Origin of the sequence: Streptomyces gobiensis (assembly GCF_021216675.1) — a bacterium.
GTDB classification, from domain to species: Bacteria; Actinomycetota; Actinomycetes; order Streptomycetales; family Streptomycetaceae; genus Streptomyces; species Streptomyces gobiensis.
This window is the reverse complement of the sequence record NZ_CP086120.1, coordinates 3,564,674-3,590,807: the sequence shown is the minus strand read 5'-3', so window position 1 is coordinate 3,590,807 and position 26,134 is coordinate 3,564,674. Positions and strand designations below refer to the sequence as shown.

Below are 26,134 nucleotides of genomic sequence, written 5' to 3'. Positions count from 1 at the left end.
GCCGGGCCCGCAGAAACCGGGGGTTGGCGCCTTCGGCCGAAGTCCGCGCCTCCGTATGAGGGGAGGCGCGGACCTCGTACATTCTGCTCAGTGGAAGAAGTGCCGGGTGCCCGTGAGATACATGGTCACGCCTGCGGCCTTCGCCGCCTCGATGACCTGCTCGTCGCGGACCGAACCGCCCGGCTGGACCACGGCCTTGACGCCCGCCGCGGTCAGCACCTCCAGCCCATCGGGGAAGGGGAAGAAGGCGTCAGAGGCGGCGTAGGAGCCCTTCGCCCGCTCCTCGCCCGCGCGCTGGACGGCGAGCTTGGCCGAGTCGACCCGGTTGACCTGGCCCATGCCGACGCCGACCGTGGCGCCCTCCTTGGCGAGCAGGATCGCATTGGACTTCACCGCGCGGCAGGCGCGCCAGGCGACGGCCAGCTCGGCGAGTTCGCCCTCGGTCAGCGCCTTCCCGGTGGCCAGCGTCCAGTTGGCCGGGTCGTCACCCTCGGCCTGGAAGACATCCTTCACCTGGGCCAGGCCACCGCCGTCGATCGGCTTGAACTCCGCCGGGGGCTGGGGGGCTTCGGGACAGCGCAGCACGCGGATGTTCTTCTTACGGGCCAGGGCATCGACCGCGCCGTCCTCGTACTCCGGGGCGATGATGACCTCGGTGAAGATCTCGGCCACCTGCTCGGCCATCTCCTTGGACACCGGGCGATTGACGGCGATCACGCCGCCGAAGGCGGAGAGCGAGTCGCAGGCGTGCGCCTTGCGGTGCGCCTCGGCCACATCCGTGCCGATCGCGATGCCGCACGGGTTGGCGTGCTTGATGATCGCGACACAGGGGTCGGAGTGGTCGTACGCGGCCCGGCGTGCGGCCTCGGTGTCCACATAGTTGTTGTAGGACATCTCCTTGCCGTGCAGCTGCTCGGCCTCGGCGAGACCACCGCAGCCGCCGCTGTAGAGGGCGGCGGGCTGGTGTGGGTTCTCGCCATAGCGCAGCACGTTCTTGCGCTGGTATGTGACGCCCAGGAAGTCCGGGAAGGCACTGGTGTCCACGGCGGCGTAGTCGGCGGCGAACCAGCTCGCCACCGCCACGTCGTAAGTGGCCGTGTGCTGGAACGCCTCGGCGGCGAGCCGCTTACGGGCGTCGAGGTCGAAGCCGCCGTCAGCGACGGCCTTCAGAACGTCCGTGTAACGCGACGGGTTGACGACGACCGCCACGGACGGGTGATTCTTGGCGGCGGCACGGACCATCGACGGACCGCCGATGTCGATCTTCTCAACGCAGTCGTCAGGGCCCGCGCCGGAGGCGACGGTCTCCTGGAACGGGTAGAGGTTCACGATGACGAGCTCGAAGGGCTCGACCCCGAGCCCGGCCAGCTGCGAGCGGTGGTCCGCCAGCCGCTGATCAGCGAGGATGCCCGCGTGCACCCGCGGGTGCAGGGTCTTCACCCGGCCGTCCAGGCACTCCGGGAAGCCGGTCAGCTCCTCGACCTTGGTGACCGGGACACCGGCCTCGGCGATCTTCGCCGCTGTCGAGCCGGTCGAGACGAGCTGCACACCGGCCGTGTGCAGCCCCCGCGCCAGCTCCTCCAGGCCGGTCTTGTCGTAGACGCTGACCAGCGCGCGGCGGATCGGCCGCTTCGTACCTTCGGCGGTCACAGGATCTGAACCTTTCGTCCCTCAATGCGGTAGCCGTCGCGGGCGAGGCGACCCACGACATCGACGAGCAGCCGTCGCTCGACTTCCTTGATCCGCTCATGCAGCGCGGATTCATCGTCCTCACCCCGGACCTCGACCACGCCCTGGGCGATGATCGGACCGGTGTCGACGCCGTCGTCGACGAAGTGAACGGTGCACCCGGTCACCTTCACGCCGTACGCGAGCGCGTCGCGTACTCCATGGGCGCCGGGAAAGCTGGGCAGCAGGGCCGGGTGCGTATTGACGAACCGGCCGCCGAAACGGGCAAGGAACTCCTTGCCCACGACCCTCATAAAGCCCGCCGACACCACCAGGTCCGGCTCATACGCGGCCGTGGCCTCGGCCAGCGCCCGGTCCCACGCCTCCCGGGTGGGGTGGTCCCGCACCCGGCATACGAAGGTCGGCAGCCCGGCGCGCGCAGCACGCTCCAGCCCGGTGATGCCGTCCCGGTCAGCGCCGACGGCCACGATCTGGGCACCGTAGGCGGCCGGACCGGCCATGGCGATGGCATCGATGAGGGCCTGCAGATTCGTACCGGAGCCCGATACGAGCACGACGAGCCGGGCGGGATGCGAAGACGCGGTAGCAGCCACGACGAGGCTCTTTCTCGGGGTGATGTACGGCTTAGTGTGATCAGACAAACGACGGAGGCGGGTGAATCCGGGGGACCCTACGAAGCGGCCGACCGTCAGCAACGATACCGGCACTCCAGACGGCCCCCACGGGACGGGGGGAGGCCCGGAAGGTAGCGTCAGGGATACGGATCCGTAGCGTCCGTACGCTGTACGGCATCACGGGCATGAGAAGGGGAAGACACAGACCACATGACGGACCGACGCCGCGCCTCTGGACAGTCCGGCCAGCAGGACAACCCCTTCGCAGCCCCGCCCGAGGACCGCCCCGACCAGCCGTGGCAGCCCCGGCGTCCCGCCGACCCGGACCCCGGCGATTCCGGCTCGGGGGACTCCGGCTCCGGGGATTCCGGCAAGGGGGACGCTGGCAACGGCGAGAACGAGCAGTCCGCCCGCCGGAAGTGGGGCAGCCAGTGGAGCAAGCGCCAGCCGGGACGGCAGAGCGGTGGCTTCGGCAACGGCGGCAAGCCGGACGGCCCCGGCGGGCCGAACGGCGAGCCGAACGGCCGTCTGCGCTGGGATCCCCGGGACCCCGCACAGCGGCAGGCGCGGTACGCGCTGCTCGCCGGTATGTGGGGCTTCTTCTTCGCGCTCTTCAACATTCCGCCGATCGCCCTGCTGCTGGGCGCGCTCGCCATCTACTGGGCGATCAGCTCGTTGCGGGGCGCGCCGGGCGCGGGCGGGGGCGCCGCGGAGAAGTCCGCTCACGCTACGGCGGCGGATGTCGACGGCGAGGCACCCGCGCCGGCCCCGGCGCCGGGTCAGGGGCGGCAGGGGAAGCCGCAGACCACGGCGGCGGTGAGCGGCCTGGTCACCGGCTTCCTCGCGCTGCTGGTCGTCGCGACGACCTTCTCCTTCCAGCTCATTTACAAGGAGTACTACGACTGTGTGGATGACGCCCTGACCACGGCCTCCCGGCAGGCCTGCGAGCAGCACCTCCCCGAGCGTCTGCGGCCCATCCTGGGCGACCGCGACTGAACGACCAGCGGGGGTTTCCCCGATGCGCGGCTCCGGGGTGCTGGGGTGGGGTTCCCCGTATCCCGCCCCTTCCCGTAACCGGGGCTGCGCCCCGGGCCCGGGGTTGGCCGGTGCAGGCCGGTGGGCCGGTGTTGTGCCTACCCGTGCCGCCCCTCGGGCAGCCCGAGTGCCCACAACATGGTGGCGCTCGGGTGCCCACAACACCTCGGGGGTCTGGGGGCGTCAGCCCCCAGTTTCGGGGAGGGGTGGGTTAGGGGAAGCACCCCCTAGCGGGGTGTGGGCTCGCGTTCTGGTTCTGGGTCCCGGCGGTGGCCGGACTCGAGGTCCGGCATCAGCCCACCCGAGGACTCCTTGAGCGCGGCCCAGCGGCTTCGCCTGGCCGCGTGCCACTCCTCCTCCGGCCGCCTACGCCGGACCCGCAGCCTGCCGAACCAGGCCGTGCAGCGGCGCCACCGAATACCGGCGGCCAGCATCAGATCCGGCTCCCGCAGCCGCCAGAGCCGCACCAGCAGGGCCGTCGGGGTACCGACAGTCGCCGTCCAGCCCAGCGCCGCCGCCCCCGTCAGCCACCAGCTGGGCCCCATGTGGGAGAGGGCATCGCTGCCCAGCGGGCCACCCGCGAAGGTCGCCAGCACCGCCATCGCAGCGCCACAGCCGATCGCCGCCAGGCCCACCGTCGCCACCGTGCCGCGCCAGCTCGCCGCCCCATGCGTACTGCCGCGCACCGGCACACTCACCTTGGCGATGTGCCACCCCCCGACCAGCCCCGCCACCACCGGCACCGCTCCGGCGACGGCCCATACCAGCGGACCCCCGGCCCCCTCCGCGGGAAGCGCCGCGAGCAGGGGAAAGTGCGGCAGCTGCGGATAGCCGCCGACCGCCGTGAGCGGCCCCACCGAACTGCCCCCACCAACACTGAAGCCCGGACCGAGCCCGTATGCCGCGCCCCAGACGGCGGTGTTGGGGATGAGCGCCAGGCAGAGCAGCAGCACCGCGATCCGCCCCCACCAGGCGGTCGTGAGCTGCGGAAACGCCGCTTGGGCGACGCTCACATGCCAGACGAGCGCACCCGCCGCGAGCAGTGCGCCACCACAGAGGAGCGCCCCGGTCGCCACCCCCGCGCCATGAAGCGCCGTCATAGCCCGTGGCCAGCGCCCCCAGACCGGCAATGACTTGGGCAGCGGCACGGCGGACCGCCGCAGCGCGGGCCGGCCCCGGGCCACCCAGGCCCCGATGACGGTGATGCCCACGGTGAGCGGCGGCAGCTGGAGCGCGGCGCTGAGCGGGGAGACCTGGATCGGTCCGCCCAGCGAGTACCAGGCGACCAGGGCCCCGATAAGGAGGTAGCCCGTGTTCAGCCAGCCAATGGACCGCCAGCCGGCCCCTTCGGAGGCCCGCCCGACCCGGTAGAGAAGGAACACCGGCAGGACGGTCAGCAGCAGCGGGGTCACTCCCACCGGCGCGGGTACGCCGCTGAGCGTGTCGGTGCGTACGAGCTCCGCGCCGTGGGCGAGGAGCCACAGCTCGGCGGCGATACTCAGGGCGCCGCGGGGGCCACTGTCCGGGTAGGGCGAAGTGATCCACAGCAGCAGGACGAGCATGGCGAACGCCGCCAGCCCAAGGACCGCCGCGAGCGCGCCCTCCACCAGCCAGTTCGCGATGTCCCCCACGGGGATTCGGCGACGGTGGCTGCGATGCGTCGATTGGCTCACGGCGCCATGCTGCCAACAACACCCGTTTTGCCCTAGTAGCAGGCGAAAGCTCGCTGTGTCGCCCAACATATGCTTATGTACCTTTTCACGCGGAGCACCAGCACGGACTGGGCGAACTGTGCCGAGAGACAGGCATGACCGAGCTCACCAAACCCGCCCGGAAGCGGCCCAAGAAGCGCAAGGCCAGAAAGCGCAAAGCCAAGGAACGCAAGGCTGGCGGCGGGCCGCCGCAGGAGGCCACGACCGACCGGGCGACCTCGACGGGTCCCAAGTGGGCGCTCAGTGAGCCGGCGGCCGAGGAGTTCGCCAGCGGCGTGGCCACGGCGGCCACAAGCGAAACCGCGAGCGAGCCCCAGACCGATGGCACGAACGACGCTCGGGACGACGCTCGGGACGACGCTCGGGACGACGGCCCGGACGACGGCAGGGACGAGAGCCGGGACGAGAGCCGGAACGAGAGCCAGGCTCGGGATGACGGACGGGACGACGGGCGGGACGACGGCCGGGACGGCAGTCAGAGCGAGGGCGCCGTGGCTGATACGGCCGCCGCCGCCTTCGACCAGCTGTACACCCAGCATGTCCGCTTTCTGACCCGGCAGACCTTCCTGCTCACCGGGAGCCGGGGGGCCGCCGAGTCGGCGGTGGAGCGGGCCTTCCACACCGCGTGGGAGCGCTGGCCGGAGGTCGCCACAGACCGGGATCCGGCCGGGTGGGTACGGGCGGTGGCGTATGAGTACGCGCTCTCCCCCTGGAACCGGCTGCGCCCCGGTCACACGCCCGAGGCGCACGCGGGGCCGCCCGAGGACAAGGCGGTCCTCGACGCCGTGCTGAGCCTGCCGCCCTCGTACCGCCGCACCCTGGTGCTGCACGACGGTATAGGGCTCGGTCTGGCGGAGACCGCCGCGGAGACGGAGGCAAGCACCCCGGCAGCCGCCGGACGGCTGATGCATGCCCGTGAGGCGGTGGCCGGGCTGCTGTCCGAGGTCCGGGACACACCGCCGGAGGAGCGCGGCGAGGTGATCGGCACGCTGCTGAACCGGGTCGCGGCGGCCCAGCCCGTACGGAGCGCACCGGCGTGGGTCGTCCGGACCGGAAGTGAGCGGCTGTCGCGGAGCTGGACGCGGGCGGCGGTGGGGCTGACGGTGGGGATGGTGGTGGCGGTGTCGTTCACCATCGCCACGACTGAGCGCGGCACGCTGCTGCCGGAGGTGCCCACGACGATCCAGCAGCTGTCCCGCTGACCACCGGCAGCACGGCGGTACGGCAGCACGGCAGCACGGCGTTGTGCGGTCGGTTCATCCGATCTGACGGTGGACCAGCTCATGGAAGAGGCCACCCGTATCGGCCAGCAGTTCGGCCGGCGGGCCCTGCTGAACGACACGGCCGTCCGCCATGACAATCACCCGGTCGGCGTCCATGACGGTGGACAACCGGTGGGCGATCACGACGCGGGTGGAGCGCAGGGTGCGCGTGCTCTCGATCACGACGCGCTGGGTCTCGTTGTCCAGCGCGCTGGTGGCTTCGTCGAAGAACAGGATGCGCGGGCGGCGGATGAGGGCCTGGGCGATCATGAGGCGTTGCCGCTGCCCGCCGGAGACGGTGCCACCACCATCGGAGAGCACGGTGTGCATGCCCATCGGCATGCGCTTGATGTCCTCGGCCACGCCTGCCATCTCGGCGGCCTCCCACGCCTCTTCCAGCGAGAACATCTCGGCGCCGCAGATGGAGTCCAGAATCGAGCCGTTGAACGGCTGTGCGTTCTGGAGGACGACTCCGCACTGACGGCGCACCGCTGCCTGGTCGAGGGCGGCCAGGTCCTGGCCGTCGTAGAGCACGCTGCCCGACGCCGGTTTGTCGAAGCCGATGAGCAGCCGGAGCAGGGTCGACTTGCCGCTGCCGCTGGCCCCGACGATCGCGACAAACTCGCCCGGCAGCACCTGGAACGACACATGGTCGAGCACCAGCGGCCCGTCCTCGGCGTATCGGAAGGACAGCTGCCTGACCTCGATCTCGCCGGACAGGGTGCCGGGCTGTGTGGTCCCTCCGCGCACCTCCGGCAGCTCGTCGAGCACCGGCTTGATCCGCTCGAACATCGGCAGGACAGCGGCGGCCGAGATGAGCGCACCGGTGAGCTGCGTCATCGAGGTCAGCAGGATCGTCAAGGCAGTGCTGAAGGTGAGGAAGCCGCTCGCCGACAGGCTGCCGCGGGCCGGACCGGCGAGCAGCATAAACATGATGAGCATGGAGAGCGGCAGATAGACCGCGTTGAAGACCGTGGTCAGGTTCTTGATCCGGCCCACCCGCTGTTGCAGCTCGCGGCTGCGGGCGAACTCGCGCGCCCAGGCCGCGTAGGCGAAGCTCTCCGCCGCCGCGACGCGCAGTTTGGGCAGCCCGCGCAGGGTCTGGAAGGCCTGGTTGTTGAGCTTGTGGCTGAGCTCGATCAACTCGCGCTGCCAGCGCAGCTGCCACAGGCCCATGCCGAGGAAGACCGAGGCGATGACGGTCAGCATGCCGATCGCCGTCAGCGCCAGCGGGACGCTGTAGAACAGCAGCAGAAGAAGGTTCACCACGCTGACCGTGCCGGCCTGTACGGCAACCGAGCTGATGCCGGACAGCACGCGCCGGATGGCGCTGATGCCCATGGCCGCGCTGGCCAGCTCTCCGGTGGAGCGCTCGGTGAAGAACTTCGTCGGCAGGCGCAGCAGCCGGTCCCAGATGGCGGGCTGCAGCGTCCCTTCGATGCGCCCTTCCATCCGCAGGATCGAGATGTTCTGCAGCAGCATGAAGACGGCGGAGACGAGGGCGGTGGCCACGATCGCCAGGGACGCCAGGACAATGAGGCTGGTCTCGGCCTGCGGTACGTAGACACCGAGCACCTGTCCGGTCGCGATCGGCACGAGCGCACCGAGACCGGCCGCGACCAGCCCGCCAAGGACCAGGTTGCGCACGTCCATCCGGGTGCCGCCGATGCTGAAGCGCAGCAGCCCCCATACGCTGACCGGCTGCTCCGGCAGCGGCCGGTAGAACATGACGGCGCGGGGCTCGTACCGCTCGGCGTTGGCCGTGCCGATCCGCGTCCGCTTGCCCGTGCCGGGCTCCACCGCCTCGTATCCGCCGCGCCGCCACAGCAGCGCGACCGGGGCTCCCGTCCCGGCCCGGTAGCCCACCAGGGGACCGCTGTTCTCCCGCCACCAGCGACCGCCGAGCTTGACCACGCGGGTACGGAATCCCGAGCTCAGCGCGGTGCGCTCGACCGGATTCAGCCTGCCGTTCCACGAGCCGCCCTCCGCGGGCGCCGTCACCGGGATTCCGGCCGCGTCGGCGACCATGCGGCAGACGGCGAGGGTGGCGTCGTCGGTGGCCCCGCCCGTACCGGCCGCGGACTTCCCCGGCTTGCCGATGGAGGCCAGCAACGCCTGATCCGCCTGCGCGCGAACGGCTTCACCGGCCTTGATACCGGCCGCCGTCCGGTCCTCGTGAGCACGCTCCAGCTGTTCGATCCAGCGATCCAGCGCGAACAGGAGCCGGGACTGCTGGTTGACCATGTTCTGCCACAGGGCGCCGTCGATGAACAGGTCGACGGGCATCTCGGGACCGTACGCGGCGCCGTACTGCACGCTGCCGGGCTCCACCGGCATCCACAGGATGTTGTCGTCGGTCGTGTCGTAGCCTGCGGCGGCCCAGTCCCCCGCTTCCGGTGCGGTCTCCTGTGATGAGCCCTGCACGGGCTCACCGCTCATGGGGGCTTCGAACAGGATGCGCAGGCTGCGTCCCACCCCACGGGCGAACGCGTCCTCCAGCGGGCTGAGGGCGTAGCCGTAGCCCTGCTCGTACCCCTGCCCGTAGCCCTGTTCATAGCCCGGCGCGTAGCCCTGCTCGTAGCCCTGGCCGTAGCCCTGGTCGTACCCGTACTCGGGGCGGAACAGCTCCCGGAGCTGGATCCGGCGCAGTACGCACCCCTGCAGGGGCCTGCCGACGAGCGTGTGCTGCGGGCCCTCGACCGGTCCGAGCAGCAGGGTCCCCGTGGTGAGCCGGCCGAGGAAGTGCCAGTGCCCCTGCTGAGAGACATCGACGGCGAACAGGTCCATCGCTCCGGCCACGACCAGCCACAGCACATGCGGCCCCTCCAACGACAGGCTGCGCATGCCGGTGCAGTCGACCGGTACGCCCAGGCCGCCGAGGGCGGGGACCACCACATCGCCGGTATCCCCACCGGTGGCGGTGCTGACGGGGTTGACAGGGTAGTGAGCGGACGACACGTCAGTGCTCCCTGACCAGCTCGGCGTACGGCCCACCTGCGGCGACCAGTTGCTCGTGCCGCCCGCGCTCCACGACCGTTCCCCCGTCCAGCACGACGATCTCGTCGCTGTCGCGCACCGTGCTCAACCGGTGCGCGATCACCACACAGGCACAGCCACGCCGCCGCAGATTGTCGATGATCACCTGCTCGGTCTCCGCGTCCAGGGCACTGGTCACCTCGTCCAGGACCAGAATGCTGGGCCGTCGCACCAGCGCGCGGGCGATCTCCAGCCGCTGCCGCTGACCGCCGGAGAAGTTGCGGCCGTCCTGCTCCACCCGGCTGTGAAGCCCGCCGGGCCGCCGGGCGACCACATCATGAACGGCGGCGTCCTCGAGGGCGGCGACGACGGCCTCATCCGATATCGATGGATCCCAGAGCGCCACGTTGTCGCGGACGGTGCCCTCGAAGAGGAAGACATCCTGATCGACGAATGAGACCGAAGCGGACAGCGCACTACGGGAAATCTCGTCCAGCGGCTGCCCGTCGATGCGGATCACGCCCTCCCATGGAGCGTAGAGACCCGATATCAGCCGGGACACGGTGGATTTACCGCTGCCGGATCCGCCGACGAGCGCGACCTGCCGTCCGGGTCCGACGGACAGCGAGAAGTCGGAGAGCAGGGGTTTGTCGAGCGGGTTGTACCCGAACGTGACGTTATCCAGCGTCACATGCCCCTTGAGCCTGCGGGTACTCGCGGCCGGCTCGCGCCGTGAGTACAGCGCGTCCACGGGGAAGCTCTCGACATCCTTGAGCCGGGCCACATCGGCCGCGAAGTCCTGAAGCCGGCCGACCACCCCGTTCAGCCGGGTGATCGGCGCGGTGAAGCTGGTCACCAGCGCCTGGAAGGCGACGAGCAGACCGATCGAGATATGACCCTCCACCGCCCGTTGCCCGCCGATCAGAAGGATCAGCGCGCTGTTGAGCGCCGCGAGCGTGGGGGCGACGACGGCCAGCGCCGCGGTCGGCACGCCCAGTCGCTGCTGGGTGTCCAGCGTGGTCGCGTGCTGACCGGCCCAGCGGCGGAAGTACCCGTTCTCGCCGCCGGTCGCCTTCATGGTTTCGATCAGCTGGAGGCCGCTGTACGAGGTGTTGGTCAGCCGGGCGTTGTCCGCGCGCAGCTTCTGGGTACCGGTGGCCCTCAGACGGAGGACCACCCGCATCGCCACGATGTTGAGCAGTGCGATCAGGACCCCGATGACGGTGAGTTGCGGATCGTAGGTCCACAGCAGCACCGCGTAGAGGATGACCACCACCGCGTCCACCCCCGCGGCGGCGAGGTCCCGTGCCAGGGTCTCGGCCACCGTGTCGTTGGACTGCAGGCGCTGGACGAGGTCGGCCGGGCTGCGCTGGGCGAAGAACGTGACCGGCAGCCTGAGCAGATGGCGCAGGAAGCGGGCGCTGCCCAGCGTCGAGGAGATGATGCGTCCGCGCAGCAGATTCGCCTGCTGCGCGGCGGTCAGCACGGCGATGAGCGCCACCGCGGTGGCCATCGACGCGAAGAGCACCCCCAGTATCGACGTCTGATTACCGAACATGAACATGTCGATGTACGTACGGGTCATGGCCGGCACCGACGCGCCGACGACGACCAGCAGAAAGCTGGCGAGCACAGCGGCCAGCATGGTGCCCGTCATACGGCGCAGCCGGGTCGGCATGGCGCTCATGACCCCCGGCTTCCGGCCGCCCCGGCGAAACCCGCTGCCGGGTTCGAAGGTCAGCACGACGCCGGTGAAACTGGTGTCGAAGTCCTCCATCGGGATGAAACGGCGGCCCCGGCTGGGATCGTTGATGTACACGCCCCGTCGGCCGAAACGCCGCCCCATCCCGTCGTAGACGACGTAGTGGTTGAACTCCCAGAACAGGATGGCCGGCGCCCGCACCTCCGCCAGAGCGGCCGGCTCCATCTGCATGCCCTTGGCCGTGAGGCCGTATCCGCGTGCCGCCTTGAGCAGGTTGCTGGCTCTGGAACCGTCACGGGACACACCGCAGGCGATCCGCAGTTCTTCCAGCGGCACATGCTTGCCGTGGTGGCTGAGCACCATGGCCAGCGCCGCGGCACCGCACTCCACGGCTTCCATCTGAAGCACGGTGGGACTGCGGACGGTCCGCTGCTTCTTCCCCTTCTTCCCCTTCTTCCCCTTCGGTGCCGGCTTGGGCCCTGTCCTGGGCGCCTGGTTGGACCGGCGCCGTCCGCCGTTCGCGGGTGGACGGCGTCGCCCGCTGTTCGGGGTCGCACGGCGCCGTCCGCGCTCCGCCCGCGGTGGCGACTGTGCGGCTGCGGGCTCCTGGGGGGCGCTCATGGCAGCAGCCAATCGACCGGACGCTGCGCGGCCAGGTGGATGGCGCCACTGACCATCGTCATGGACTCGATCGCATAGGGTGGTCCGTCCGTCGATGACCATCTGTAGCCGGACTTGGTGCCCGTCGACCGTTCCAGTTGGACCATCACCGCTACCGGGTGGCCCTGCTTCGAGAACTGCTCGCCCAACTGGCTGTCGCCGAGGAAACTGGTGATCTGCTGTCGCGTCTGGGGAATCCGGCCGACCGCCTTGACGCGGCCTCTCAACACACCGAACTGCTGCGTCGGCACGGACTGAATGGACAGGTCCACCCGGGCGCCCACCGGGACCGTCGATCCGCTGCCGCCCGGCATGTACAGCATCGCCACCAGTGGGTCATCGGCGCTGTCGACGCGCTCCACGGTCGCCACATCCGCTCCGGTGGTGACCACCGTGCCTATCTTGGCCACCAGCGAGGTCACCCGGCCCGCGGCCACGGTGCGTACGGCCTGGACCCCCTCATCCGTACGTACACTGAGCACCGGTGCGCCCTCGGGAAGCATGTCGCCCTCTTCGGCGAGGGCCGCGGTGACTTGCCCCGAGACGGGGCTCTGCAGGATGTAACTGCCCCCCGCACGGGTCAGGATTCCCGGTGCGCTCAGCTTGGACGTCACATCACCGGTCACGGCCCAGAAGGCCGCGACGGCCATGACGCCTGCCGTAACAGCCAGTACGAGCCAGCCCTGCGGCCGGGCGAAGCGCACCGGTATGTCGAGCTCCTCAGGCGACTGCAGCTTGGAAAGCGCCTTTTGCCGGAACTCCACGGGACTATTCCTTCAACTGCGTTTATCTCGGTCAGGCTTAGCGGTGCATGACCGTAACACAGACACCGAGCCGCGCAGATGACCACCGGTGGGCAATGGCACCTAAGGCCCCCGGAATGGAGTTCCGGGGGCCTGGCTGACCCTGCTGGTATTCAGATATACCGGTAGGTCGGGTAACGCTTCTGACTGTGAGTTTCGTCGTGAACTCTGCTGTCAGATGCCGGTGGTCTGCACATTGACCAGCTGGGTGATCTGGTCAACCGGCACCGCGGCAACGGTGGTCTCGGCAGCACCGACGACCGCGGCACCGTCAACGCCCGTGGCGACACCGTAGTCACCGGCGGTGGCGGCGGCGGTGACGCCGACGCCACCGGAAATGTTGTCAAGCTCACTGTCGGCGATCTCGCGGGTCTCAACCTGGGTGAAGTCGTTACGCATGACTTGCTATTCCCTTCAATAACTGTGTGGGCATCCGGAAATGGGGACGGCCGGGTCGGTGACAAAGCGGACACGACCGATTCATCGGTCAACCGCTGATGACGACTCCCGCACCGGCAAGATCCAATCACGTCAACCCACTACAACGCAATGCGCCTATCTGATGGTTCGGTGAACACTTCGACATCACAACTCGCACCAATGTGCACCCCTGCCTACCGAACGGTAACAACTTCTTCACATGACGCCTGGTCAATCCTCCTACCCTGCTCGGGAGTTGATTAAGAAAGGACATACCCACACTTAAAGCAATTGGAAAGCTGCGTCCACGAATAACTGTCAGCAACTGCCGAAATAACCGCAGGTGTTGTGGGCAGTCGTTCCGCAGGGCGGAACGGGTGGGCACAACACCGGCCACCGTCCCGCACCCGCTCAACCCCGGGGCCCCGGGGCGAAGCCCCGGTTTCCGGGAAGGGGCGGGATACGGGGACACCCACCCCCGGCGCCCCCGCCCCGGCAAGGGGAACTCTCCGGGAACCCAAAAGGGCGGTGCCGGGCCCCCGCCGAGGCCCGGCACCGCCCTCACACACAGGAGGGGAAGAGAACGTCAGTCCTGCTGCCCCACAGCCGCCGCCTTACGGCGCCGCAGCACCAGATACCCGCCGGCCCCAACCAGCGCCGCAGCCGCCGCACCCAGCGCCGCGACCGGCGCGCTGTTGCCGGTCTCGGCAAGGTCGCCCTCCGCCGCCTTGGCCGACTTGGCCTCCGCGTCATCCTGGGCCTTGGCCCCGGACTCCGAGTCCTCCGACGTCTTCTCGTCGCCCTCCGGCGCGCCGGTCGCGCCTTCCTCGCCCTTGTCGCCGCCGACGGAGACCTCGACGTCGACGTCGACCTCCTCCGGCACCTTGCCCGTGGCATCGTCGACGGCGCCGTCGACCGCGTTGTCGTCAGCCGCCTCTTCAACCGCGGGGCAGGTGTGGGACAGGTTGAACTTCTCGAACGGGAGTCCGGTGTCGAGCTTCTCCTTGGGGGAGTTGAGCTTCACCTCGGCCTCGACCTTGATGAGGGTGTCTCCGGGCGCGGAGCCCACGTAGGCGTGCTTGGCGGACGGCGGCCCGAAGTCGGTCAGGGTCTCCGTGCCGCCGTCCTTGAAGGTCACGGTGAGCTTGACGAACTCGGCCTTGTTGGTGGGCAGCACAAAGTGCCAGCCGTCCTGATCCTCGGGTATGCCGGGGCACTGGGCGGGCGGCTTCTGCGGCACTCCGTCCTTGGCGTCGGTGGCGGTACGGGGCAGCGACTGGCGCAGCTTCACGGAAAAGGTGGCCTCGTTGGTCGCGAAGGCGGGAGCGGCGCCCGCGAGGAGCAGCATCGAAGTCGCCGCCGAGGCGGCTACTGCCGCGGAAAGGTTAGGGATGCGCATAGAAGGCAGTCCAACTTCTCAGAGATGGAAGGGAACTGGGGGGAGGCTGGGAAAGCTTCTTGCGCTCTTGTACATCAGGTCAAGAAGGATATGCCCGATCCACCCCTATTACAGCGCTACTGACCGGTAGAAGAAGCATAACAATCCAGCGACTTCGGTCAGAACACGAGAAACACCCCACCCATCGCTCCCGCACCTCCCGCACCTCCCGCACAAACAAGGACGGTCCCGCCCCTGCTGTCAGGGGCGGGACCGTACCGTGCGCTTGGCGCAGGCTCAGCCGCCGAGGATCTCGCGCGCAAGACGCGCGGTCTCGGACGGCGTCTTGCCGACCTTCACACCGGCGGCCTCAAGGGCCTCCTGCTTCGCCTGGGCAGTGCCGGAGGAGCCGGAGACAATGGCACCGGCGTGGCCCATGGTCTTGCCCTCGGGGGCGGTGAAGCCCGCGACATAGCCGACGACCGGCTTGGTGACGTTGGCCTTGACGAAGTCGGCCGCACGCTCCTCGGCGTCACCGCCGATCTCACCGATCATCACGATCAGGTCGGTGTCCGGGTCGGCCTCGAAGGCCGCCAGGGCGTCGATGTGGGTGGTGCCGATGATCGGGTCACCGCCGATGCCGACGCAGGAGCTGAAGCCGATGTCACGGAGCTCGTACATCATCTGGTAGGTCAGCGTGCCGGACTTCGACACCAGACCGATCCGGCCCGGCTTGGTGATGTCGGCCGGAATGATGCCCGCGTTGGACTGGCCCGGGGTGATAAGACCGGGGCAGTTGGGGCCGATGATGCGGGTCTTGTTGCCCTTCGCACCGGCGTGCGCCCAGAACGCGGCCGTGTCGTGCACTGCGATGCCCTCGGTGATCACCACGGCGAGCGGGATCTCGGCGTCGATCGCCTCGATGACCGCGTCCTTGGTGAACTTCTCCGGGACGAAGATGACGGTGACATCGGCGCCGGTGGCCTCCATGGCCTCCTTGACGCCGCCGAAGACCGGGATCTCCTGCCCGTCGAAGTCGACCTTGGTGCCCGCCTTACGGGGGTTCACGCCGCCGACGATGTTGGTACCGGAGGCCAGCATGCGCTTGGTGTGCTTCTGGCCCTCGGAGCCGGTCATCCCCTGGACGATGACCTTGCTTTCCTTGGTGAGGAAGATAGCCATGGTTGTAGGTGTCCTCTTCCCTCTTACTTGGCGGCCAGCTCGGCGGCGCGGTCAGCCGCACCGTCCATGGTGTCCACCTGCTTGACCAGCGGGTGGTTGGCGTCGGTCAGGATCTTGCGGCCCAGCTCGGCGTTGTTGCCGTCCAGCCGGACGACCAGCGGCTTGGTGACGTCCTCGCCCTTGGACTTCAGCAGCTCCAGGGCCTGCACAATGCCGTTGGCGACCGCGTCACAGGCGGTGATGCCACCGAAGACATTGACGAAGACGGACTTGACGTCCGGGTCGCCGAGGATGATCTCCAGGCCGTCCGCCATGATCTCGGCGGAGGCGCCGCCACCGATGTCGAGGAAGTTGGCGGGCTTGACGCCCGCGTGCTTCTCGCCGGCGTAGGCGACAACGTCCAGGGTGCTCATCACAAGGCCCGCGCCGTTGCCGATGATGCCGACCTGGCCATCGAGCTTCACATAGTTAAGGCCCTTGGCCTTGGCTGCGGCCTCGAGCGGGTTGGCCGCCGCCTTGTCCTCAAGGGCCTCGTGCTCCGGCTGGCGGAACGCGGCGTTCTCGTCCAGGGACACCTTGCCGTCCAGCGCGATGACCTTGCCGTCACCGACCTTGGCGAGGGGGTTGATCTCAACGAGGAGGGCGTCCTCCTTGATGAAGACGTCCCACAGCTTCTGCAGGGTGTTGACCACCTGGTCAACGAGCTCGGCCGGGAACTTCGCGGCCTCGGCGATCTCGCGGGCCTTGGCCTCGGTCACACCCTCAAGGGCGTCGACGGGGATCTTGGCAAGGGCCTCGGGCTTGGTCGCCGCGACCTCCTCGATCTCCACACCGCCCTCAACGGAGGCCATGGCCAGGAAGGTGCGGTTGGTGCGGTCCAGCAGGAAGGAGACGTAGTACTCCTCCTTGATGTCCGCGGTCTGGGCCAGCATCACCTTGTGGACCGTGTGGCCCTTGATGTCCATGCCCAGGATCTGGCCGGCCTTCTCGACAGCGTCCGCCGGGTCGGCGGCGAGCTTGACGCCACCGGCCTTGCCACGGCCACCGGTTTTCACCTGTGCCTTGACGACCGCGCGACCGCCGAGTCGCTCAGCCACCTCGCGGGCTGCTTCAGGCGTGTCGATGACTTCACCGGCCAGCACCGGTACGTCATGCTTGGCGAAGAGATCCCTCGCCTGGTACTCGAACAGGTCCACGCGCGTCCGTCCCTCATCAGTTATCGCGGTCGTTGTCAGCGTGGGCGTGCCGCGTGGCCGCGTCTGCGGTGTACGCGGCATGTCCGCCTTGCAGATTAGCCCCGCCCGTGTGCGCTGCATAAATCCCACGTCACACCGGCGCGGTGAGACCGGTCACACAGAGCCAGGATACGGCGACGCCCATCCCGTCGTCGCTGGGCCGGGGACGGGCAGGCCACATGGTTCGCTCTCTGCCGCTCAGTTTTCAGGTATCGGTAGTGGCCGTCTCTCAATTGCCGCCGCCATCACCTCCGGGAAGTGGTCCGGTGTACAGGCGAAGGCGGGCGCGCCGAGCGCGGCGAGCGCCGCCGCGTGCTCCCGGTCATACGCGGGCGCTCCCTCATCGGAGAGTGCGAGCAGCGTGACGAACCGCACGCCCGCGCTCTGCATCGCCGCGACCCGCTTCAGCATCTCGTCCCGGATGCCCCCTTCGTAGAGATCACTGATGAGCACGACGACGGTCTCGGCGGGCCGGGTGATCTGTGACTGGCAGTAGGCCAGCGCCCGGTTGATATCGGTGCCGCCGCCGAGCTGGGTGCCGAAGAGGACATCGACCGGGTCGTCGAGCTGTTCGGTGAGATCCACGACAGAGGTGTCAAAGACAACAAGCCGGGTGTCGATCGACCGCATGGAGGCGAGCACCGCGCCGAACACCGAGGCGTAGACGACAGAGGCCGCCATCGACCCCGACTGGTCGATACAGAGGATCACATCCTTCTTCGCGGCCTGTGCCGCGCGGCCATACCCAATAAGCCGCTCGGGGACGATCGTCCGCTGCTCGGGCAGGTAGTTCTTGAGGTTGGCGCGGATCGTACGGTTCCAGTCGATGTCCCGGTGCCGGGGGCGGTGCACCTTGGCCGAGCGGTCCAGTGCCCCGGTCAGGGTGGCGCGGGTGCGGCCGGCGAGCCGCTTCTCCAGCTCCTGGACGACCTTCCGGACGACGGCGCGCGCGGTCTCCCTGCTGGTCTCGGGCAACGCCTTGCCCAGCGAGAGCAGCGTCCCGACCAGATGTACATCCGCCTCGACCGCCTCCAGCATCTCCGGCTCCGCCAGCATGGTGGCGAGCCCGAGTCGGTCGATGGCGTCCCGCTGCATCACCCGCACCACGGAGCTGGGGAAGTAGCCGCGGATGTCCCCGAGCCAGCGGGCCACGCGCGGCGCCGAGCCGCCCAGCCCGGCCTGCCGCTCCTGCCCGTACACCGCTGCCAGCGTCCGGTCCATGGCGGCGTCCCGCTCCCCCAGCGCACAGCCGGTGCCCTCGGCGCCATCACCGCCCCCGAGCACCAACCGCCAGCGCCGCAGCCGCTCCTCCGCGCTCGTGACATCCGCCAAGTCTGTACCCACCAAGCCCGTACCCATCGGGTCCGTGCCCATCAAAGCCGTACCCATCAGTCCACCCCCAGCAGCAGTCGTACCGTCGGCAGCACGGCTTCGGCCCGGCCTTGGTCAAGGGCCGGGCCGAAGCCGGCGGGCGCCTCCTCAGCGCCTGTCGCTGATACGCCGCGGCCCCCCGTACCGCGGCGGACCAACTCGCCGACGGTGCGGCGCACCCCCGGCTCGTATGCGGCGAACGTCCGCCGCAGCAGCGGCAGTACGCCCGTGAACGCCTCCTGCGGGACGCCCGAAAGCCAGCCGTCGACCAGGGCCAGCAGCCGTTCGTCGTGCACCAGCAGCATGCCGCCGCCGGCGAGGAAGCCCTCGACCCAGGCCGCCGCGTCGGTGGGCGGGGTGCCCGGGGAGAGCGCGAGCGCCATCAGCCGCTCGGCCTCCTCCTGCGCCAGCTCGCCGTCGTCCAGCAGCAGTCGGCCACAGCGCCCACGGAGCAGCCCCGGTATCCGCTCCCGCTCAGTGAGCGTGCGCAGCAGGGCGCGCCAGCGTCCCTGTGTCCCCGCCCGGTCCAGCAGCGCTATCGCCTGGTGAGCCGCGTCGATATGGCCCCGCATCTCGGCTGCCCCGTCGCCGTCCAGCCCTACGCAGGCGGGCGGCATCCCCACACAGACCCGCTCGGCGAGCCCTTCGGCGACCTCGCGGAGCGCCTCCGCGTCCGTACCGCGCACATCGCCATAGCGCACCGAGCGCACCAGTGCGGGGAGCGCCTGGGCAAGATGGCCGACGTCCGCGTCCAGCGCGGCCCGGTCCGCGAGAACCCGCATCACACCCGGCAGCGCGTCGGCGAGCCCGGCCAGCAGACAGCGCTCGGCCAGCTCCGTGACCTCGGCCAGCGTGGTGGCCTCGCGCGCCGCCGACCCAGCCTTGGCGGTCGCGGCCCCCAGCACGGTGGTCCCCCAGATCCCGGCCTCGGCCACCCGCACCGACAGCTCCGGCTCCCAGCACAGCCGCCAGCTCTCCCGGAAGGTGCCGGTGCTGCCGGTCCGGCTCCGCACGGGCTCGCCCCAGCCGATACCGAGCAGCCGCAGCCGATGCAGCAGCCTGCTGCGGGCGGCGTCGTTCGCCGTCCGCAGATCCAGCTCCAGATCGCGCTCCCGCGCCTCCGGCTTGAGCCGCAACGAGCGCTGTGCCCGGGCGAGATCGCGCTGCAACGGCACGGCGGGCGCGCCAGCGGGCACCTCACCGAGCACATCCCCGACGATCAGCCGGTCCCGGATGAGCGCGAGCGGCACCTCGGATCCCTCGCACATCACGGCCCGTACGGCGTCCACGGTCTCGCCCAGCCCGGCCAGTGGCCGCCCCCGCATCGCGGCCAGCGTCCCGGCGAGCCGCACCGCCTCGATGACATGCGCGGAGGAAACGCCATAGTCCTCCTCCCGCAGCAGCCCGGCCACCTTGGTCATCCAGCGCTCAATGGGCCGGTCGGGCGCGGAGAACAGATGCCCGTACCACCCCGGCGAGGCGATTCCGGCCCCATAGCCGCTGTGCCGCCCAAGCCGACGGTGGGTCCATGGCACCCAGGTGACCTCGGCCCGCACCCGGGGCAGCCCCCTGAGCGCCTGCCGGTCCGCAGCCACCGTCCGCTTCTCCCGCAACGCGGGCACATGCCAGGCCCCGCATACGACGGCCACCCCACCGTCCCCGAACTCCCGCCGCGCCTCCCGCAACCGCAGCCGCATATGCGCTTCCCGCACGCTGTCCCGCCGGTGGCCCCCGTCCCCGTGCACCTCCCGCAGGGCGGCCATGGCCTCCCCCAGCGCGGCGAAGGTGGCGTACGGATCACCCGCCACCGTCCCGTGGTGGTCGGGGGGTGCCGCGACCCCCCAGCATGGCGGGGGTCCCGGGGCGGCAGCCCCACCCCCGCCCTCGGGCCCCCGCGGCGAAGCCCCCCGGTGTTCGATGACGTCTTCCCACCAGCGTTCCGGGTCGTCGTACCCGGCGGTTTCGGCGAGGACCGCCAGTGGGTCGATCCGTACGGCGTCGCCGGGGGGCGTGTCGCCACCGGCCCCGCTCAGCGCGAGCGTCTGCGCCGCCGGCAGGTCGATAAAGCGCACCGGGACATCCCGGCCGAGCGCCCAGCGAACAGCGACCCACTCCGGGGAGAACTCGGCCAGCGGCCAGAACGCCGCCTTGCTGGGCTCCTCCACGGCATGGGCCAGCAGCGCGACCGGTGGCCGCATCGCCTCGTCCGCGGCGAGCCCGATGACCGCGTCCGCCTCCGGAGGGCCCTCAATGAGCAGGACCTTCGGCTCATGGGCCACCAGCGCCGCATGGACAGCCCGGGCCGAGCCGGGCCCATGGTGACGCACACCCAGCAGCAGTGGCTCCACCGTCATACGCTCACCTCGCGGCAGGCGCGGTAGAAGTCCTTCCAGCCGTCACGCTCACGGACGACCGCCTCCAGATACTCCTGCCACACCACGCGGTCCGCCGCCGGGTCGCGGACCACCGCGCCGAGGATGCCCGCAGCGACATCGCTCGCCCTCAGGACGCCGTCTCCGAAGTGGGTGGCCAGTGCCAGACCACCGGTGACCACGGAGATCGCCTCGGCCGTCGAGAGCGTTCCGGAAGGGGACTTCAGCTTGGTGCGGCCATCCGCCGTCACCCCGTCGCGCAGCTCACGGAAGACGGTCACGACCCGGCGGATCTCGTCGAGGCCGTCCGGGGCGGCCGGCAGGTCGAGCGAGCGGCCGAGCTGGTCCACTCGGCGCGCGACGATGTCGACCTCTGCCTCTGGGGTCGCGGGCAGCGGCAGCACCACCGTGTTGAAGCGTCTGCGCAGCGCGCTGGAGAGCTCGTTGACGCCCCTGTCCCGGTCATTGGCCGTGGCGATCAGGTTGAAGCCGCGGACTGCCTGGACCTCCTCCCCCAGCTCCGGGATGGGCAGGGTCTTCTCGGACAGGACCGTGATCAACGTGTCCTGGACGTCCGCCGGAATGCGGGTCAGCTCCTCCACCCGGGCGGTCATGCCCTCGGCCATCGCACGCATCACCGGGCTGGGCACCAGGGCGTCCCGGCTGGGCCCGTTGGCCAGCAGCTGGGCGTAGTTCCAGCCGTAGCGGATGGCCTCTTCCGGGGTGCCCGCCGTGCCCTGCACCAGCAGCGTGGAGTCACCGCTCACGGCGGCGGCGAGATGCTCGGAGACCCAGGTCTTGGCAGTGCCGGGCACCCCGAGCAGCAGCAGCGCGCGGTCGGTGGCGAGCGTCGTCACCGCGACCTCGACGATCCGCCGGGGCCCGACGTACTTGGGCGAGATCACGGTGCCGTCCGGCAGTGCGCCGCCGAGCAGATAGGTGGCGACGGCCCAGGGTGACAGCCGCCATCGCTCCGGGCGTGGCCGGTCATCGGCCGCCGCGAGGGCTTTCAGCTCCGCCGCGAAGGCGTCCTCCGCGTGTGGCCGCAGCGCGACCGGCTCCGTGTGACTGGCGCTCACAACTCCCCCTCGTGGTCGGACTGTCCGGCTGATCCGGCTGATCCAGCTGCCAACTACCTTGCATCCCACCACTGACAATCGCCCCTGACCTGCGCATACGCACCGCAGAACGGGAACTGCGCGGCGGCTGGGCGTTGGCTGGGCAGTGGCCGGGCGGGATTGTCAGTGGTGGGTCGTACGGTCGGAGACATGACTGGACAGGGGGTTGTCCGCTGGACAGCGGAACAGGTGTTGGCGCTGGCTCCTGACGCCGCGTCACGCAAAGCGGGGGGCAAGCTCGCCGCACCAGGGCCGTGGTCCGAGGCGGCCGCGGCCGATGGCGCGCTCTGGGGGCTGTGCAAGGGCAGCGGCAGCAAGCCGTATCAGACGGTCGTGGACATCGAGGGGCCGGGATACCAGTGCAGTTGCCCCAGCCGGAAGTTCCCGTGCAAGCACGCGCTCGGGCTGCTTCTGCTGTGGGCGGCTGACGAGGGCACGGTCGGCGCGGCGACGCGGGAGCCGCCCGAGTGGGCCGGGCAGTGGCTGGCCGGGCGCCGGGCGCGAGGGCGGCGCCCGGGTGGCGACGGTGCTGAGCGTAAGCAGCCCGCCGACCCGGTGGCGGCGCGCCGCCGCGCCGAGCGGCGGGCACAGCGGATCGCCGCCGGTGCCACGGAGCTGGAGCAGCGGCTGGCGGATCTGCTGCGCGGCGGCATCGCGAGTGCCGACCAGGCGGGCTATGCCAGGTGGGATGAGATGGCCGCCCGGATGGTGGACGCGCAGGCCCCCGGACTGGCCGCGCGCATCAGGGAGTTGTCGGCGATCCCCGGCACCGGAGCGGGCTGGCCCGCCCGGCTGCTGGAGGAGTGCGCGCTGCTGCACCTGCTCAATCAGGGCTATCTGGGCCTCGACCGGCTCCCCGGGCCGCTGGCCGCCACCGTCCGCAGCCATGTGGGGCTCACGACCGATGCGGCGACCCTGCTGGACGGGGAGGGGATACGGGACGGCTGGCTGGTCCTCGGGCAACGGGACACGGACGAGGGGCGGCTGGCCGTGCGCCGCATCTGGCTGCTTGGCCAGCGGCGCGGCCGGCTGGCGCTGCTGCTCTCCTTCGGCGCGGCCGGAAGAGCCCCCGAGCTGACGCTTCCGGTCGGCTCCGTGCTCGACGCGGAGCTGGCCTACTATCCGGCGGCCCGCCCGCTGCGCGCCACGCTCGGCGAACGGCATACGCCGCCCGTACCCGGCGGGGTCCCGGCAGGAGTGCGGGTGGGCGAGGCCCTGGCGGCATACGGCGCCGCGCTGTGTGACGACCCCTGGCTGGACGGCTGGCCGACCGTGCTCCGCGGGGTAACGCCCATTCCCGACGGCGAGTTCTGGCAGATCGCCGACCAGGAGGGGGACGCGGCGCTCCCGCTTGTCCCCGGGGCCCGTACGAGCCGGTGGCGGCTGGCCGCGATATCGGGCGGTGGCCCGGTGACCGTATTCGGCGAGTGCGGACACCGTGGTTTCACCCCGCATACGGTCTGGTCCGAGGGAGAGGCGGTACCGCTGTGACAGCCGGAACGACCTGGAACGATCTCGTGTCCGCCGCGCTCCTCGGGGCCGAGCGGCGGACACCGCCGGGCGGCTCACCGGCCGCGCTGCTGGACCTCGCCGCGACAGCGGCCGTGCGGCGCAGGGCCGGGCTGCGACCGGCCGCCGCGGCGGCACGGCCGGAGCCCGCGCCGCGGGACACCCGGCCGGCGCTGCCCGCGGCGGCGGCACGACGGCTCGCGCTGCTTCTCACGGGCCGCGCCGAGGGCGGCGGCGGACGGCGCGGCAGCGCACCGGACCTCGCCGAGCTGCTGCCCCAGTGGCTCGCCGCCGCCAACGCCCGCGGTTACCGCGCCCCGGCCGCGCAGCTTCCGGCGCTGCTTGACGCGGCCCGTTCCCGTACCGACCTGCGGGCCGAGACCCTGGCCTTCGCCGGGCCGCGTGCGCTGTGGCTGGCCCGGCTCAATCCGGAGTGGAAGTTCGCCCTGCGCGGCGCGGCAGGTCACCCCGGTCCGGAGCCCCAGGACGCCGATGCCGTACGGCGGCTCTGGGACGAGGGGCTGTTCGCCGAGCGGGTAGCCCTGCTCACGGCGATCCGCCGCCGTGACCCGGCCAAGGCCCGGGAGCTGCTGTCCGGCACCTGGTCCTCGGAGCGGGCAGAGGACCGGCTGATGTTCCTCGACTCACTGCGCCAAGGGCTCTCGGCCGGGGATGAGCCCCTTCTGGAGCAGGCGCTGACGGACCGCAGCCGCACGGTGCGGGCCACCGCCGCTGAGCTGCTGTCCGCCCTGCCGGGCTCCGCACTGGCCGCACGGATGTCCGTACGGGCCCGGGCGTGCGTCAGCCTGGACCGTACGGGCCCGCACACCCCGCACCCGGGTCCCCAGCTCGTAGTGGAGGCACCCTATGAGTGCGACAACGGGATGCAGCGCGACGGCGTCGTCCCGAAGCCGCCTTCGGGGCGCGGCGAGCGGTCCTGGTGGCTGAGCCAGGTAGTGGAGGCGGCGCCGCTGGCCGACTGGTCCCGGCAGCTGGGTGGTCGCTCCCCGGCTGAGATCGTGGCGCTGCCGGTGGCCGACGACTGGCAGGCGGATCTGCACGCCGCCTGGGCGCGGGCGGCGGTGCGACAGCGGGACGCGGAGTGGGCGCGGGCCCTTATCGGCAAGCCGTCCATACCGATGGCGGAGGGGCCCGGTGATCCGGCGCGGCTGCTGACCGTGCTCCGTCCGGGTGACCGGGCGGCGTGGGCAGCGGAGTTCATCGCGGCGCACGGCCTGTCCGAGGCCTTCCGGATCCTCGGCACCTGTGCGGTGCCCTGGTCCGAGCCGCTGGTCCGGGCGGTGGTCGACGCGCTGGAGATCGCCCGCGACGCGGGCAGCTATCCATGGAGTTTCAGCGGTGTGATGGGCCTGGCCGAGCGCTGCCTGGATCCGGCCCAGGCGGACCGCCTCACCCCTCTGGCCACGCTCCCCGACGAGCCGGAAGGCGGCGCTCCGGGCGCGGGTGAGTACTGGGCGGAGGCGTTCCAGCGCCTTGTTGCAACGCTGCGGATGCGTGCGGCGATGCTGGACGAGCTTGCGGGAGGAGGCTGACCAGCCGCCCGTCAGGCCGCCACGGACCGGACATGGGTGCGCACCCACTCGACGACAGCGGTGGTCGGAGCACCGGGGGTGAAGATCTCGGCCACACCCAGATTCTTCAGGGGCGCGATGTCGTCCTCGGGGATGATCCCGCCGCCGAAGACCTTGATGTCCTCCGCGTCACGCTCACGCAGCAGCTCCAGCACCTTGGCGAACAGCGTGTTGTGCGCGCCGGAGAGGATCGACAGCCCAATGGCGTCGGCGTCCTCCTGAATCGCGGTGTCCACGATTTGCTCAGGGGTTTGGTGCAACCCGGTGTAAATGACCTCCATACCGGCGTCACGCAGTGCCCGTGCGATCACCTTGGCACCGCGGTCATGGCCGTCCAGCCCAGGTTTGGCGACTACTACGCGGATCGGACCCGACACACCCATCACTGCCTCCATCGTCATTGACCGCGGCCCGGCTCCGCCGGAGGGCGCCGGTGTGAACGAACGTTATCTCTACCAGCATCCCGCACCTCGCCGTTTGATGGCGCCAAGCGAGGGGGAAATCACACGATGGGACAACTCGTTAACACTGACCACGTGCCGCGCTGGCGTCGCGCCCGGAACGCGTGATCCGGGCGGCCCGTGCGCGGAGTCGCAGCAAGGTCTCCGTACCACCGTGCCGTCAGCCGCGCGGCACGGTGGTGCGGTTCACGGGGGTCAGCCATGAACCAGCTGTCGTCATTTCTCAGCGCCCTGCGCTCAACCACTCTCGAAGCCACCGTCCTCGTCGGCCATCTGCTGCTCTACCCCACCGGGCTCCGCCAGGAGCGCCCCCTCACCGGCCCGGAGTCGCCCACCGACATTTGCGGGCCCCGGCCCGTGCTGCTGATCCATGGCTTCGTCGACAACCGCTCCGTCTTCACGCTGCTGCGCCGCTCCCTGGCCCGGCACGGCTGGCAGCAGCTCATTGGGCTCAATTACTCCCCGCTGACCTGCGACATCCGCGCCGCAGCCGAGCAGCTCGGCCAGCGGATCGAGGAGATCTGCGAGCGGACCGGGCACAGCCAGGTGGATATCGTCGGCCACAGCCTGGGCGGTCTGATCGCCCGCTACTACGCACAGCGGCTGAACGACGGCACGGGCACCGGCACCGGCACCCGGGTCCATACGCTCATCACGCTCGGCACTCCCCACTCCGGCACCCGCGTGGTGCCCCCGATGTCGGCGCATCCGATCGTGCGGCAGATGAGGCCGGACTCCGATGTTGTCAGGGAACTCGCCGGACCCGCGCCCGGCTGCCGGACCCGGTTCGTGAGCTTCTGGAGCGACCTTGACGAGCTGATGTCGCCAGCTGAGACGGCCCGGCTCGACCACCCGGATCTCCTGACCCGCAGTGTGCGGGTGCACGGTGTCGGACATCTGGCCATGCCGGTGCACTGGGCCGTTACGGCCCGAATTCGGCAGGAGTTGACGGAATCGGGCCTGACGCGACCGGCGGGCGAGACCTCGGCTGGAGCAGCCTAGCGATCTCCCCAGACCGAACAGGGCTCGAACGCCGGGCCAAT

19 protein-coding genes are annotated in these 26,134 nt (G+C 70.4%); 5 read left to right on the top strand and 14 right to left on the bottom strand.

The window, feature by feature from the left end:
- Nucleotides 1-87: 87 nt before the first annotated feature.
- Both purH and purN read right to left on the bottom strand, forming a co-directional pair.
- Nucleotides 88-1,650, bottom strand: a complete 1,563-nt coding sequence (gene purH, locus test1122_RS16825; RefSeq protein WP_232269986.1) for a bifunctional phosphoribosylaminoimidazolecarboxamide formyltransferase/IMP cyclohydrolase — start codon at nt 1,648-1,650, stop codon at nt 88-90.
- A complete protein-coding gene (gene purN / locus test1122_RS16820; protein ID WP_232269985.1) occupies nt 1,647-2,282 on the bottom strand; it encodes a phosphoribosylglycinamide formyltransferase in 636 nt (211 codons plus the stop codon). The genes purH and purN overlap by 4 nt, the downstream gene beginning before the upstream one ends.
- Before the next feature lie 231 nt (nt 2,283-2,513).
- Here purN and test1122_RS16815 point away from each other — a divergent pair, with 231 nt between their 5' ends.
- Nucleotides 2,514-3,299 (top strand): hypothetical protein, encoded by a 786-nt coding sequence (locus tag test1122_RS16815; protein WP_232269984.1) that lies wholly within the window; start codon nt 2,514-2,516, stop codon nt 3,297-3,299.
- Nucleotides 3,300-3,565: 266 nt separating this feature from the next.
- Here test1122_RS16815 and test1122_RS16810 read toward each other — a convergent pair whose 3' ends face one another.
- The gene (locus test1122_RS16810; RefSeq protein ID WP_232269983.1) at nt 3,566-5,011 is read right to left on the bottom strand and encodes a cell division protein PerM; all 1,446 of its coding nucleotides are present in this window, start codon (nt 5,009-5,011) and stop codon (nt 3,566-3,568) included.
- A gap of 134 nt (nt 5,012-5,145) precedes the next feature.
- Here test1122_RS16810 and test1122_RS16805 point away from each other — a divergent pair, with 134 nt between their 5' ends.
- Entirely contained in the window at nt 5,146-6,252 is a 1,107-nt protein-coding gene (locus tag test1122_RS16805) for a SigE family RNA polymerase sigma factor (RefSeq protein WP_232269982.1), read from the top strand.
- 54 nt (nt 6,253-6,306) lie between these two features.
- Here test1122_RS16805 and test1122_RS16800 read toward each other — a convergent pair whose 3' ends face one another.
- From test1122_RS16800 to test1122_RS16755, 10 genes are all read right to left on the bottom strand, one after another.
- Nucleotides 6,307-9,270: an NHLP bacteriocin export ABC transporter permease/ATPase subunit gene (locus tag test1122_RS16800; protein WP_232269981.1), complete on the bottom strand. Its 2,964-nt coding sequence runs from the start codon at nt 9,268-9,270 to the stop codon at nt 6,307-6,309.
- Between the two features lies 1 nt (nt 9,271).
- Entirely contained in the window at nt 9,272-11,611 is a 2,340-nt protein-coding gene (locus test1122_RS16795; protein WP_232269980.1) for an NHLP family bacteriocin export ABC transporter peptidase/permease/ATPase subunit, read from the bottom strand.
- Nucleotides 11,608-12,414 (bottom strand): HlyD family efflux transporter periplasmic adaptor subunit, encoded by an 807-nt coding sequence (locus test1122_RS16790; RefSeq protein ID WP_232269979.1) that lies wholly within the window; start codon nt 12,412-12,414, stop codon nt 11,608-11,610. Before test1122_RS16790 ends, test1122_RS16795 begins: the two co-directional genes overlap by 4 nt.
- Before the next feature lie 213 nt (nt 12,415-12,627).
- Nucleotides 12,628-12,852 (bottom strand): hypothetical protein, encoded by a 225-nt coding sequence (locus test1122_RS16785; protein ID WP_232269978.1) that lies wholly within the window; start codon nt 12,850-12,852, stop codon nt 12,628-12,630.
- Between the two features lie 607 nt (nt 12,853-13,459).
- Nucleotides 13,460-14,272: an LPXTG cell wall anchor domain-containing protein gene (locus test1122_RS16780; RefSeq protein WP_232269977.1), complete on the bottom strand. Its 813-nt coding sequence runs from the start codon at nt 14,270-14,272 to the stop codon at nt 13,460-13,462.
- A 276-nt stretch (nt 14,273-14,548) separates the two neighbouring features.
- Nucleotides 14,549-15,433, bottom strand: a complete 885-nt coding sequence (gene sucD / locus test1122_RS16775; RefSeq protein ID WP_232269976.1) for a succinate--CoA ligase subunit alpha — start codon at nt 15,431-15,433, stop codon at nt 14,549-14,551.
- 23 nt (nt 15,434-15,456) lie between these two features.
- Nucleotides 15,457-16,629 (bottom strand): ADP-forming succinate--CoA ligase subunit beta, encoded by a 1,173-nt coding sequence (gene sucC / locus test1122_RS16770; RefSeq protein WP_232269975.1) that lies wholly within the window; start codon nt 16,627-16,629, stop codon nt 15,457-15,459.
- A gap of 237 nt (nt 16,630-16,866) precedes the next feature.
- On the bottom strand, nt 16,867-18,027 hold the full coding sequence (locus tag test1122_RS16765) for a VWA domain-containing protein (protein ID WP_232271939.1): 1,161 nt from the start codon (nt 18,025-18,027) through the stop codon (nt 16,867-16,869).
- 29 nt (nt 18,028-18,056) lie between these two features.
- Complete coding sequence (locus test1122_RS16760) at nt 18,057-20,393, bottom strand: DUF5682 family protein (RefSeq protein ID WP_232269974.1); 2,337 nt, start codon at nt 20,391-20,393, stop codon at nt 18,057-18,059.
- The gene (locus tag test1122_RS16755; RefSeq protein ID WP_232269973.1) at nt 20,390-21,490 is read right to left on the bottom strand and encodes an ATP-binding protein; all 1,101 of its coding nucleotides are present in this window, start codon (nt 21,488-21,490) and stop codon (nt 20,390-20,392) included. The genes test1122_RS16760 and test1122_RS16755 overlap by 4 nt, the downstream gene beginning before the upstream one ends.
- A gap of 189 nt (nt 21,491-21,679) precedes the next feature.
- Here test1122_RS16755 and test1122_RS16750 point away from each other — a divergent pair, with 189 nt between their 5' ends.
- Nucleotides 21,680-23,020, top strand: coding sequence for an SWIM zinc finger family protein (locus test1122_RS16750; RefSeq protein WP_232269972.1), 1,341 nt, complete (start codon nt 21,680-21,682; stop codon nt 23,018-23,020).
- Nucleotides 22,990-24,591 carry a DUF5691 domain-containing protein gene (locus tag test1122_RS16745; protein WP_422397079.1) on the top strand — a complete coding sequence of 534 codons (1,602 nt, stop codon included), beginning with the start codon at nt 22,990-22,992 and terminating at the stop codon, nt 24,589-24,591. The genes test1122_RS16750 and test1122_RS16745 overlap by 31 nt, the downstream gene beginning before the upstream one ends.
- 11 nt (nt 24,592-24,602) lie before the next feature.
- Here test1122_RS16745 and test1122_RS16740 read toward each other — a convergent pair whose 3' ends face one another.
- A complete protein-coding gene (locus test1122_RS16740) occupies nt 24,603-25,013 on the bottom strand; it encodes a coenzyme B12-dependent isobutyryl CoA mutase small subunit (protein ID WP_232269970.1) in 411 nt (136 codons plus the stop codon).
- A 279-nt stretch (nt 25,014-25,292) separates the two neighbouring features.
- Here test1122_RS16740 and test1122_RS16735 point away from each other — a divergent pair, with 279 nt between their 5' ends.
- Nucleotides 25,293-26,093 carry an esterase/lipase family protein gene (locus test1122_RS16735; RefSeq protein ID WP_232269969.1) on the top strand — a complete coding sequence of 267 codons (801 nt, stop codon included), beginning with the start codon at nt 25,293-25,295 and terminating at the stop codon, nt 26,091-26,093.
- Nucleotides 26,094-26,134: the final 41 nt, after the last annotated feature.

Excerpts from the sequence above, each read along its gene's own strand:
- test1122_RS16740 (WP_232269970.1), bottom strand. The coding sequence starts at position 25,013 with ATGGGTGTGTCGGGTCCGATCCGCGTAGTAGTCGCCAAACCTGGGCTG.
- test1122_RS16760 (WP_232269974.1), bottom strand. The coding sequence starts at position 20,393 with ATGACGGTGGAGCCACTGCTGCTGGGTGTGCGTCACCATGGGCCCGGC.
- test1122_RS16785 (WP_232269978.1), bottom strand. The coding sequence starts at position 12,852 with ATGCGTAACGACTTCACCCAGGTTGAGACCCGCGAGATCGCCGACAGT.
- test1122_RS16750 (WP_232269972.1), top strand. The coding sequence starts at position 21,680 with ATGACTGGACAGGGGGTTGTCCGCTGGACAGCGGAACAGGTGTTGGCG.
- sucD (WP_232269976.1), bottom strand. The coding sequence starts at position 15,433 with ATGGCTATCTTCCTCACCAAGGAAAGCAAGGTCATCGTCCAGGGGATG.
- test1122_RS16765 (WP_232271939.1), bottom strand. The coding sequence starts at position 18,027 with ATGGGTACGGGCTTGGTGGGTACAGACTTGGCGGATGTCACGAGCGCG.
- test1122_RS16815 (WP_232269984.1), top strand. The coding sequence starts at position 2,514 with ATGACGGACCGACGCCGCGCCTCTGGACAGTCCGGCCAGCAGGACAAC.
- test1122_RS16735 (WP_232269969.1), top strand. The coding sequence starts at position 25,293 with ATGAACCAGCTGTCGTCATTTCTCAGCGCCCTGCGCTCAACCACTCTC.
- test1122_RS16795 (WP_232269980.1), bottom strand. The coding sequence starts at position 11,611 with ATGAGCGCCCCCCAGGAGCCCGCAGCCGCACAGTCGCCACCGCGGGCG.
- test1122_RS16780 (WP_232269977.1), bottom strand. The coding sequence starts at position 14,272 with ATGCGCATCCCTAACCTTTCCGCGGCAGTAGCCGCCTCGGCGGCGACT.
- test1122_RS16805 (WP_232269982.1), top strand. The coding sequence starts at position 5,146 with ATGACCGAGCTCACCAAACCCGCCCGGAAGCGGCCCAAGAAGCGCAAG.